The following is an 11,962-nucleotide window of genomic DNA, read 5'->3' as shown; positions in this document are numbered from 1 at the left end:
CTGGTTTTCATCTGTAATTTCCACTATAAAAAACGCACAAAAACAACGGCGGGATAAAGGATGAAACTCACCTATTCACAATCGGAGACCGCGGCAAAGAGCTATGTCCCGGTCGCACTCGGCAACGGCGACCTATCGTTTCAGATCGACGGCGGCGGCGCCATGGAACAGCAAGAGTACTGCGGCATGACCCCCGACGTGGTCCGCGCCGGATTGCGGTATGACCATCCGCAGTTTCCGCTGATCTCGTTCGGCGCGTTCCGCCAGGAGCTGCCGGGTGACCCCGCGATCACTGGATTTCTTCAGGGGTTCGACCCGGAAACGGGCCTCTGCCACTGCCGGACCGACTATGCGGACGGTTCCCGCCTCGACACGACGGTATTCTGTCATCTTCAGCGCAATCTGATCGTCATCCGCAAAAAACGGAGTGCCGCAGAGCATCCGGGGTTCCGCTTCCTCTACCGGATCGCTCCCTCCCGCCTGCGGGTGCGCTCCGCCGGAATGGCGCTGGAATACGAGGTGGAGAGCTTCCAGCCGGTCCGGGGGGAAATCTCCTTTCACCCGGAGAGTGCCGTCGAAGTTCCCGCCCGGGCAGATGTCCGGGAAATTGCACTCGACTGCCCGTCCGGGGAGCTCACACTCAAGATCGCCTTCGACGACGAGGCACGGGGCGCGGCGGAAAACCAGTCGGCGGAGGAGCTGGAGCAATCCTCCCGCCGGGCCTGGGCGGAGTTTTACCGGGAGTCCCGCCTGCCCCGCCTGTCCGGCCGTCTGGCGGAGGCCGCGCGCATGGCGGAATACCATCTGCGCATCAGCAGTACCCGGTTCTCCATGCCGGTGGGGTTGTATCACGGCCACTGGGAGGGGCGGTATTTCGCGTTCGACGAATACTTTATGCTGCGTGGACTGCTGGCCTCCGGCCACTTTGCTCTGGCGAAGAAGATCGTCGACTTCCGTTTCGCGGCACTGCCCGCCGCCTGCGCCCGCTATTTTCTCTACTTCGGCAACCAGGGCAAAGCGGCCCGATTCGTCTGGGAGTCGATCGAAGAGGCGGGAGTGGAGGGCAGTCCGCCGGGTCACTGGCTGGATCACATCTTTCACATGGCGCATGTGGCGCTGGGTGCCTTCGATTACTGCCGGGCGACGCAGGACGACGAGTATCTGCGGCGATGCGGCTATCCTCTGCTGAGCGCCTGCGCCAACTTCTATCTGGAGCAGGCGGTGACGCCGGACGGGGAAAGGCTGGTGATCGGCAAATGCGCCGATCTGGAGCGGCTCGGTCAGGCGCGATTCAATCCGTTCATGACCTCCTGCGGAGCGATTGCGACGATGGAGCGGGCGGCGGAAACGGCGGAGCGTCTGGGAGTCGATCCGGAGCAGCGCATCCAATGGCGACGGACCGCGGCGGCACTGCGGGAGTCTCTGCCACGGGCTAACGGGCGCTACCTCCCCTGCCCGGATGCGGAACCGGGGTCAAGCATCGCACTGCTGAGCGGCCTCTATCCCTACGGCACCCTGTCAGCGGAGGATCCGGCGCAGCGGCAGGCGGCGGAGGACTATTTCGCCCGGGAGCAGGAGTTCGGCAACATGTATCCGGAGGGGAAATCCCTCTGCAGCTGGTATGCGAACTGGAAGGCGCTCACGCTGGAGCGTCTGGGGCGGCGCGCCGAAGCGCGGGAACTGCTGGAGCAGATTGCGGCGGAGACCGGCTGCTTCCGCGAGACCTTTGAAATACTGGAGACCGGGAAGCATCCCTACTTCACCACGGCGGAGGGGATCTTTCTGGAGGCGATCTGCCGGATCGTGCCGGAGGCGGGTCATCCGGAACCGGGGTTTTGACGTTGCAATTCGCACAAGCATAGAGGAATATGGAATATGAGAACAAGAATTTCTCCGACAGATTTCCCGCGCTGTTTCAATCCGCCGAAAGAATTTCCCGAACGCAAATCTCATCCAATTTATGCAGATTTTACTTTAGTAGAATTGTTAATCGTTATTGCAATCATCGTCATTTTAGCCGGTCTGCTGCTTCCCTCCCTGAACCAAGCCTGGGAGCGGGCAAAGACCATCAAATGCCTGACCCAGCTTCAGGAAGCCTACCGGGGCGGCATGCTCTATTCGCACGACTACGGCGGGAAGGGATTCTACCGGATGGTCCCGGATGGAACCACCTACCGCACCTTCGCCGATCTGGTTTCCCAGGGCAACACCCGGTACCTGCCGAGAAATCTGCTGGTCTGTCCGAAATACACCTGTCCGTCAAACTACGCCAACGACCGGAACAAAATGATGTTCTTCTACACCTACTCATTCCATCATTTTCAAAGCGTCCCGGAACTGCTGGAAAGCCGGAATGCCTGGTACAACTCCGGCCTGCTCTCCTACTACATTCTCAACAAGATTAAAAAGCCGAACAGTTTTCTGCTCCTGGGGGAATCCGCCCACACCAGAGAAGCGCCGCTGGAAGAGCGACGGGGCATTCCCTACTGGTACTTCAAACTGCAGAGCGAAGCGGACGGCACCCCGGTCCGGATCTCCCTTCACCATAAATCCTCCAGCAACGCGGCATTTGCCGACGGCCATGTAAAACAGATGAATTTGTTTGATTTTCGAAAACTCGGAGGTACGAAGTTCGTCACCGCCGAATTGGAAAAAATCGACTGAAACTATTTACCATCAGAAAGAAAGGAGTCCCGGTATGAAATTGTACGCCCCATTTTTCTTCCCTCTTCTCTGCACCGCCCTCTGCGCAGGGCCGATCTGGACCGGCAGCGGGCCGAACTGGAAACGCGGCGTCTACTCGCTCGCCGACCGGTATTCGACCAAACCGGAAGTTGCGCTGACGCAGGAGGAAGGAACTCCTGCGCTCAAAATCCAGTTCTCCGGCTGCAAGGTCTACCAGGGGGTCAGCCTGCCGGAATCCGCGGTTCCGGAGGGAGTGGCGTCCGTACGTTTCGACCTGAAGATTCTCTCCGGAGCCGGTCCGAGCAAACTCTGCCTGCGGGAGTGGCGCAACGGAAAGTGGGAGGATTTCGAGACCCCCTTCCAATGCGGTGGCGACGGCTGGAAAACCTATCGTGTTCCCTTTTCACAATTCAAGTTCACCGGCGCGGTCAACTATCCGGATTCCAACCGGAAACTTGACCTCGACGCCCCGCTGATCTTTTCCGTGCTCGGCACCGGGAAACCCGGCAGCTTCCTGCTCCGCAACCCGGCGTTTGAAGCCGCCGCCGCCGGCACGACTCCCTCCCCGGCGCCGAAGCAGCATCTGGTCTGGGATGGTCAGCTTCGTTCAGTCCGCACCGTGGTTGACAAACAGACCGCCAAACCGGTCTACGAACTGGCGGGCAACGGCCTGAAGATCCATTTCTCCGGGTGCAAAGTCTATCAGGGAATCGAATTTCCGCCGGTCCGCATGCCGAAAAATGCCGTCGGCGTCGCCTTTCGAATCAAACTGCTCTCCGGAGAGGCTCCGAATGAATTGAATCTGCGCGAGTGGTACCGCGACGGCTGGGAGGATTTCGCCGCCCGCTTTCAGGTCGCGCCGGGCGTCTGGAATGAGGTGGAACTTCCGCTGAACCGCTTCCAGTTTGCCGGCGTGGTCAACCGCCCCGACAGCAACCGGAAGATCGACGGAGACAAGCAGATTCTCTTCTCCATCATCAGCCGGGGCGGCGCCGGTGATTTCCTCCTGGAGGATCTGCGCTGGATCGTGGATGAGCCGGAAAAAAAAACCTCCCGCAACCTTCTGCGCGGTGACGTCGATTTTGAAACCGGCGCCGGAGACTGGCTGCCGACCGCCATGCACGCGGAAGGCCCCGTCACCGTCAAAGGGGATGCGGCAAACGGGGAGCGCAGTTTGCTGCTCACCGGCGACGGCACTTTTCTGAGCGGGTTCACCCGGGATCTGATCCAGCCGAACCGCCACTATGTCCTGAGTTTTTATGCGCGGGGGACCGCCGGAAAACGAGCGTCCCTGAAGGTACAGGCGCTGAACTACCAGCTCCTCGGCGGCCGTGATTTTTTTCTCAGCGACCGTTGGGAGCGATACAGCGCCACCTTCACAACAGGCAACGCGGTTGACACGATCCACTTCCTGCGCGCCTGGGCCGAACCGGGCGGCAGAATGCAGCTGGACGCCATCCAGCTGGAAGAGGGGGAGCGGGCAACCGCTTTCGTGCCCTCGGAACCCCTTTCCGTCTCCCCTGTCCTTTCCGGCGCCTCCGGCGGGGTTCTGGTTCGAGGCTCTGAGGTGCCGGAACTGGAGATCGCGGTCAAAAACAACGCCCTGCCGACAGGGCGTTTTCCGCTCACTCTGCAACTGGAACTGCGCGGACGCACTCTCCACGCGGAAACACTTCAATCGGCGTTTCAGCCGGTTAATATCCGGATTCCCTGCCGCTTTGCCGGGGAGGCCGGATATTATCCGACTGAGGTGAAAATTTTCGATGCGTCCGGCCGGGAACTCCTGACCCGTTCTTTTCCCTTCGTCATCGTCGATGCTCCGGCAACGACCGCCCGCCGCAACTGGGGGCTTCAGATGGGCCGCGGAACCGTTCCAGCCGCGGCGCTCCGGAAAATCGGCATCAACTGGCTGCGCCGCAACTCCCTCACATGGGATGAAATCGAAAAGAACGGTCCCGTCACCTGGAGCGAAACCAATCCTCCGCGCGGGAAACGGCTCACCGACGATTTCCGCCAGCTGGGCACGGTCCGCCGGTTCGATCTGGTTCCGGCATATGCCAGAGACAACGGCACCTGGGCCAGAAATCCGGCAGATATCCTCAACTTCCTGCGCTATCTCATCCACGTGGAAGGAGATCGCATCGACGCATTTGAAATGTCCAATGAACCGGATGTCATGCTCGGCCGCCGCAAAGACAAGACACCGCAGGAACAGGCTGAATATCTCTGCGGACTGCTCCGCGCCGCCCGGCCGCTGCTTAAAACCACCGGCCGGCCGGTGGTGGTGAATGCCAGCGGAGGCAGGCCGGGGATCGATATGATCCGATATGTGGCAGAGCATGCGCCGGAGAGCTTCGATGTGCTGGCGGTCCATCCCTATGTCTTCCCGCGTGAACTCGCGGATGACGGCCGCTTCACCGCCACGCCGGAATATGGCGGATGCCTCGACACCCTGCGGGAATGCCGTGCCATTCTCGATCAATACGCCCCCCATCTGCAGATGGGCATCGGGGAACTCGGCTGGTCGCTGAGTGATTTCTCCGGATATGACTCCCCGGCAGCCCACAGGCAGGCGGCTTTCCTGGCGCGAACGTTGCTGCTCTCTCTGTGTGAACCGCAGCTGCAATGGTTCATCTGGTTCACCATGATCAACATGCCGGAAGGCGGGCGGTTCGATTATGGAATCTGGCGCAACGACGGCGGCCCGAAACCGCTCCCGGCGGTGGCCGCCTATGCGCAGGCAATCCGGGCCGTCGGCAACACGGTCGGAGCGGCGCGGGAGATTCTTTCCGGCGACATCCGGCTGATCCGCGGAGACAGCGAAAACCAAAGCTGCTTTGCCTTGTGGAGCGTCGAACCGGGAACCGTTCCCCGCCCCATTTCTCTGCCGGCAGAGGTCACGGCGACCGATCTTTACGGAACTCCGCTTGCCTCCCGGGAACTTCTCCCGGGCGACTCTCCCTGTTATCTTTTCACCTCAAAAGAAAATGCCGATACCGTGGAAGCGCAGCTGAAACAGCAGCTGGAAGAAAGCGCGCCGCTCCGGCTTCGTCTCCAGCTGATTTCCGACCGTCAGGTTCGGCTGGTACTGCACAACCGGCTCGACCGGCCCTGGAATGGCACTTTTCTCTGCGGCGGCAAGGGCGGCAGCGTAACACTTACCCCCCGGGGAAAGTGTGAACTTCTGCATTCCATCCGCCCGCTCGTCCTGCCGGAATCCGGAGCCTCCCTGGAGGTCGCCTTTCAGGAAGACGGTGGCAAAAGCTTTTCGATTTCCGCACCGTTGCCGGAATGTCTCCCGGTTGTCAGACGGGAGCTTGCGGACTGGCGCAACTACGACTTCCGGAAGGAGCAGAATCTGCTGATTCTGGACTCCCGGAAAGATGTGTTCCCGCCGGATCCGGGCATCAAATGGACTGGAGCAGATGATCTTTCCGGGAAATTCTTCTTCTGCTACGATTCCAACGCCTTCTATGTCATGGCGGAAATCAGGGACGATGAACAGAACAACCCCTTTTCCGGCGATCAGATCTGGCGAGGGGATTCCATTCAGCTGGCGTTTGATCCTGGCAATAATGCGGTTCCCGGCCGCCCGGGGTATGATCCGGATGACTACGAATACGGCGCCTCTCTCGGCAGTCGCTTCTGGTGCTGGCAATCCCCGCTGGCGCCTCCCGGGGCAGTATCCGGCCCGGAGCATGAAATCCGCCGGGACGGAGATCGTACCATCTACCGGTTGCGTTTTCCATGGAGCACGCTCGCACCGTTACGCCCGGCTCCGGGCCGGATTTTTGGATTCGCGCTTGCGGTGAAGGACCGCGACGGGAAAAATGCGCAGACGACCCTCTGTTTCGGCGGAGAAGGCATTGTAAACGGCAAAAACCCCGCCCTCTTCCGCAAACTCATTCTCGCCCGGTGAAGGAACCGGAAGCGGCCGATTTTCCATAATTGGTTCAGAAGCATCATTCGAGAGTTGCAAAAACTCCCCTTTGCGGCTATAGTAAAGTTCAGTCCGCAAAGGGGAAATTGCGATGAAAGCGACAATTCGATCCATCGCCCGGGAGGCGAATGTCTCACCGGCAACCGTATCGCGGGTGCTCGGCGGTTCCACGCAGGTCACCCCGCACATGCGCTCTCATGTGCTGAATATCGCTCGAAAGCTCGGCTATCATAGCGCCGGAATCCGGAACGTCGCCTTGATCGCCGGAGAAAGCTTTTATTCCGGCTACGATGCCCTGCTTCTGCAGGCCCTGCGTGAAGAGCTCAGGCACAGAAACTATCGCGCCGTCCTGGTCACCACCTCCGATCTCGGCGCCCTCGACGATTGCGTGATCGCCGGAGCAATCTCCATCGCCTATCAGGACGGGAGGGAAAAACTCTGGATCCGTAACCGGGCGCTCCCCATGATCTGCATCAACACGACCGGCTATCACCTCGATGGAATCTACAAGGTCTACTCCGATGAACAGCAGGGAATCGAACTCGCGCTCGAACATTTCTACAAATTCGGCCACCGCAATCTCGGCCTGGTCACCTATTGCAGCAACCTCCCCGGACCGCCGGGGAACTCCCTGCGGATTGAAATCTTCCATCAATATCTGAAAAAAAGCGGATGCTCCGGCACCGCGGTCAATATGATCGCCTGCGATCGTGCGGTCGATGCAGTTCGCAAACTGCTGGATTCCGGTGTCACCGCCATTCTCGCGGCAGGAGAATCGGCGGGGCCGCCAGTGGCTCATGCGCTGAATCTCTTCCGGCGCAGGATTCCGGAAGATGTTTCATTGATCTCCATGGAAAATCGTAAAGTTTCCGAATTTCTCCAACCACCGCACACAACCATCGAACAGCGGATGGACCGGCTGGCTTCCGCCGCCGTATCCCTGCTGGAAAAACAGTGGAACGGCGAACAGAATCTCGCCGATGTCGCCATCGACTACTGTCTGCGGTCGCGCGACAGCGTCGCTCCACCGCCGGACAACTCCCGCTCCTGATCCCTCACCGGCCGGGAAACAGTCTCTTTTGCCCCGCCGTCTCCCCCTGCAGCCGGAACTGGCGCAGGCTCTGCAGAGACACCGACAGAATCAGCAGAAACAGGCAGCCGTAAAAGGAGGCGGAGAGCTCCCGGTGCTCCTGAAAAATCAGCATCGCCAGCAGAATGCTGTACACCGGCTCCAGATTGTAGCTCAAGTTCACCGTAAAGGCGGAAATCGTCTTCAAGGCACGGATCTGGCACCAGTAAAGCCCCACCGTGCAGACGGCGGCAAACACCACCAGTTCCCCGAGCTCCGGCAGGCTCGGCAACAGACGAACGGCCGGGAAACACAGAAAATACCATGGCAGAAGCAGCGTCAAGGCGAGAAATCCGCCGCACATCTCCCCATACAGGATCGTTTCCGTCGAATAACTCCGCCCCAGAAAACGGGAGGCGATCGTGTAAAGCGAGGCGAGCAGCGTCGAAACAATTCCCAGTAGAATTCCGGTTCGAAACCGCAGATCGAGAGAGAAGAACAGCAGAATGCCCGCAATCGACAGCAGACTGCACCCCAGCTCCAGCCACTCGAATTTCCGTTTCAGCAGCAAAGGCTCCAGAATCGTCGAAAAAAATCCGATCATTCCGAAACAGGCGACCCCGACCGAGACATTCGACAGTTTGATGCTGCCGAAAAAGAAGAGCCAGTGCAGGGCCAGAAGCAATCCCGCACCGGAAATTTTCAGCCGGTCCCGCCAGGTGCACAGTCCCGCAACCCGCAGGAACCGGCGCAGCAGAATCAGCAGAAGTGCCGTGAACAGCATCCGCCACCAGACCATCACGCCGCTCGAAAGGGCGATCAGCTTCCCGAAAATGCCGGTGAATCCCGCAAACAGGATGGATAGATGAAGGAAGCAGAATGCCCGCGTTGTTTCACTGAAATGTACCATTCGTTTCACACTCCGCCGGCTCCATCGCGGAAACCGGCAGATAAAAAAACACGGACTGGATTTGCATTCCGGCCCGTGTTTCTCTGGTTCAACAAAGAGTTACAGCTCTTCGCCGACCTCCCAGCGGATGAAGCGCCGCACCTTGAGATTCGGGCGGAACTTCGCCAGCGTGGTCTTGTCGTCCTTGACCCACGGCTGATCCATCAGGCAGACTTCGGAGAAGAACTTGCGGATCTTGCCGGAAAGAATCTTGTCGAGCATCGCAGCCGGCTTGTTCGCCAGCTTCGGATCGGCGGCGGCGGCGATCTCCTTCTCCTTGGCGATCACTTCAGCCGGCACATCCGACTCGCTGATGTATTTCGGGCTGAACGCGGCGATGTGCAGGCAGATGTCGTTGAGCACGACCGGATCGGTCTCGCCCTCGACCTCGACCAGCACGCTGACCCGGCCGTCCATATGATGATAGCTGGCAAACGCACAGCCTTCGGAACGCTTCCAGCGGGCCGCGCGGCGAATCTGCATGTTCTCGCCGATGACACCGATGTGATCGGTCAGGTTGTTCTTCTCCGCCTCGTTCACCGCAACCGTGACGTCGCCTTCGCCGGCCGCCTTGAGCGCGCTGTCCGCAATGCTCTTGACCAGATTGCCGAACTTGTCGGTCTTCGCCGCAAAGTCGGTCTCGCAGAGAACCTCGACAATCGCAGCGGCATCGTCGTTGATGCTGGTCCAGACCTTGCCCTGGTTGGTGGCGCGGCCGGACTTCTTCTCCGCCTTGGCGGCGCCGGACTTGCGCAGGTTTTCAATCGCCAGCGTCATGTCGCCGTCAGCGGCGGTCAGCGCCTTTTTGCAATCCATCATGCCGGCTCCGGTCTTCTCCCGAAGCTCCTGTACCATCTTAGCAGTAATCATTTTTCACACTCCTCATGTCAATCGGTTGGCTTACTCGGCCTTTTCCGCGGCGGCTTCTTCCGCCTTGGGCTCGCTCTTCGCGGCCTCGGCCTTCACCGGCTTGTCATCGGCGCTCTTGCGGCGCGGCGCGCGGCGCGGCTTGTCGGCCTTCTCCGCCTTCTCGGCATCATCGGCCTTCTCCTGAGCCAGCTTCTTGGCGGCTTCGGCGGCTTCCCGCTCCTCGGTCACCTTCTTCTGGTAGATCTCCTTGGCGACCTTGATCGCCTCGACGAAGAGACCGGTGATGATCTGAACCGACTTGACCGCATCGTCGTTGGCCGCCACCGGGTAATCCACCAGCGTCGGGTCGCCGTTGGTATCGACAATCGCCACGATCGGAATATTCAGCTTGTTGGCTTCACGAACCGCGTTCGCCTCGTTGCAGACGTCGATCACGACCAGCGCGGCGGGCAGACGCTTCATGCCGGCGATGCCGTCCAGATCGCGATGGAGCTTCTCGGCGCGGCGGGCCAGACTGGAAACCTCTTTCTTCTTCATCGACTTGGCGGATTCCGAATTCAGCGTCTGGTCGATTTCGGCCATCTTGGTGATGCTCTTGCAGATGGTCACATTGTTGGTCAGCGTGCCGCCGAGCCAGCGCTCGGAGACGCTGAACATGCCGGTCTCTTCGGCCATGTTCCGGACCAGTTCGCGGATCTGCCGCTTGGTGCCGACGAACAGGATGTCGCCGCCGTTGGCAACGATGCGCTGCAGAAAGTTGCAGGCAGCCGCAATCTGATACATGGTCTTGGTGAGGTCGATGATGGAGATCCCGTTCTTGGCCCCGTAGACATAGTCCTTCATGCGGGGATTCCAGCGGCGGGTCTGGTGACCGAAGTGACACCCGGCTTCCAACAGATCATTGATGGTGATTTTCGCCATTTTCACGGCTTCCTTTCCTGTTCGCGGCGCTTTTTTCGTTTCAAGTCGCCATTGGTTTGGTTGTCTCCCGCGCCCCCATCGGACGCGGATTGTTTAATATAGTTCCGATCAACGGATTTACAAGTTCACGCCAGCGTTTTTTTCCAGAATTCGATCTGTTTCGCCACCTGATCGAAGCCGGTCGCGCCGGTGATGTCACGTTTGGCAACGCTCTGCTCCGGGTCGAACAGCTGGAGGAACTCCGGCGTCGCCTCCGGAATCGTTTCGCGCATCTCCTCAAGCGTCACCTCGTTGAGCCGTTTCCCGTGTTCGCGGCAATAGCGGACGAACGAACCGACCCGGTGGTGGGCGTTGCGGAACGGCACCTTGAGCTCCACCAGCTTTTCGGCAAGGTCGGTCGCCATCAGCGCCGGATCGGACGCCGCCGCGCGCATCGCCTCCTCGCGGATCTTCATCGTCTCGATCATCGGCGGGTAGACCTTGAGGATCATCTTCGCGGTATCGAGCGCGTCGAAGATCGCCACCTTGTCCTCCTGGAGGTCACGGTTGTAGGTAAGCGGCAACCCTTTGCACATCGTGAGCAGCGCGGTGAGGTCGCCGTAGACCCGCGCCGTCTTGCCGCGGGTGAGCTCGCAGACGTCGGGATTCTTCTTCTGGGGCATCAGCGAGGAACCGGTGCAGAAGGCGTCATCGAGTTCGACGAATCCGAACTCCTGGCTGCACCAGAGGATGAGATCCTCGGAGAGGCGGCTGGCGTGCATCGCGAAGATCGCCAGAGCGTTGACCAGTTCGATGGCGAAATCACGGTCGGCGACCGCGTCCATGCTGTTGCGGGTGACCCGTTCGAAGCCGAGTTCCCGGCAGACCATTTCGCGGTCGATCGGCAGCGTGGTTCCGGCCAGGGCGCCGGAGCCGAGCGGCATGACGTTGACGCGGCGGCGGCAGTCGGCGAGCCGTTCGGCGTCGCGGTCGAGCATTTCGACATAGGCGAGCATATGATGGGCGAAAAGCACCACCTGCGCATGCTGAAGATGGGTGAATCCCGGCATGATGGCGCGGGGATGAGCGGCGGCCTGTCCGACCAGCGCGCGCTGGAAGGCGCGAAGTTCATCGATGAGCAAATCGATTTCATCGCGCAGATAGAGCCGGATATCCAGCGCCACCTGATCGTTGCGGCTGCGGGCGGAGTGGACGCGGGCCCCTTCGGCGCCGAGCACGTCGATGAGCGCGCTTTCGATGTGCATATGGATATCTTCCATCGAGATATCGTAGGTGAAATCGCCGGATTCAATGCAACGGCGGATGTTGTCCAGCTCGGCGCGGATCGCCTCCGCGGTCGCCTCGGGGATGATCCCCCGAGCGGCGAGCATCTTCACATGCGCCTTGCTGCCTTCGATGTCGTGCTTGTAGAGTCGTTTGTCAAAAGAGATCGATTCGGAATAGAGGGCGACCTCGTCCCGAGTCGCCGAACTGAATCTGCCGCCCCAGAGAGCCATGAAACCACCTCGCAGTTGATTTTGCTGAAAAA

The 11,962-nt window shown here is 60.0% G+C and carries 8 protein-coding genes; 4 read left to right on the top strand and 4 right to left on the bottom strand.

The window, feature by feature from the left end; translation table 11 throughout:
* The first annotated feature begins 60 nt into the window (after positions 1–60).
* From ACMLHG_RS13740 to ACMLHG_RS13725, 4 genes are all read left to right on the top strand, one after another.
* A complete protein-coding gene (locus ACMLHG_RS13740; protein ID WP_417170855.1) occupies positions 61–1,839 on the top strand; it encodes a glycosyl hydrolase family 95 catalytic domain-containing protein in 1,779 nt (592 codons plus the stop codon).
* A gap of 36 nt (positions 1,840–1,875) precedes the next feature.
* Entirely contained in the window at positions 1,876–2,664 is a 789-nt protein-coding gene (locus tag ACMLHG_RS13735) for a hypothetical protein (RefSeq protein ID WP_417170854.1), read from the top strand.
* A 34-nt stretch (positions 2,665–2,698) separates the two neighbouring features.
* Entirely contained in the window at positions 2,699–6,604 is a 3,906-nt protein-coding gene (locus ACMLHG_RS13730) for a carbohydrate binding domain-containing protein (RefSeq protein ID WP_417170853.1), read from the top strand.
* Positions 6,605–6,716: 112 nt separating this feature from the next.
* Positions 6,717–7,676 (top strand): LacI family DNA-binding transcriptional regulator, encoded by a 960-nt coding sequence (locus ACMLHG_RS13725; RefSeq protein WP_417170852.1) that lies wholly within the window; start codon positions 6,717–6,719, stop codon positions 7,674–7,676.
* Positions 7,677–7,680: 4 nt separating this feature from the next.
* Here ACMLHG_RS13725 and ACMLHG_RS13720 read toward each other — a convergent pair whose 3' ends face one another.
* The 4 genes from ACMLHG_RS13720 to argH all read right to left on the bottom strand — a co-directional run.
* On the bottom strand, positions 7,681–8,604 hold the full coding sequence (locus ACMLHG_RS13720) for a DMT family transporter (protein WP_417170851.1): 924 nt from the start codon (positions 8,602–8,604) through the stop codon (positions 7,681–7,683).
* Between the two features lie 99 nt (positions 8,605–8,703).
* Positions 8,704–9,513 (bottom strand): translation elongation factor Ts, encoded by an 810-nt coding sequence (gene tsf, locus ACMLHG_RS13715; RefSeq protein WP_294433810.1) that lies wholly within the window; start codon positions 9,511–9,513, stop codon positions 8,704–8,706.
* A 30-nt stretch (positions 9,514–9,543) separates the two neighbouring features.
* Positions 9,544–10,434: a 30S ribosomal protein S2 gene (gene rpsB / locus ACMLHG_RS13710; RefSeq protein ID WP_294433808.1), complete on the bottom strand. Its 891-nt coding sequence runs from the start codon at positions 10,432–10,434 to the stop codon at positions 9,544–9,546.
* 125 nt (positions 10,435–10,559) lie between these two features.
* On the bottom strand, positions 10,560–11,962 hold a 1,403-nt coding region (gene argH / locus ACMLHG_RS13705; protein WP_417170850.1), incomplete at its 5' end, for an argininosuccinate lyase.

This window comes from Victivallis sp., from assembly GCF_048170485.1.
GTDB lineage: Bacteria > Verrucomicrobiota > Lentisphaeria > Victivallales > Victivallaceae > Victivallis.
Note: the sequence above shows the minus strand (reverse complement) of the source record. Positions and strands in the feature narration are given on the sequence as shown.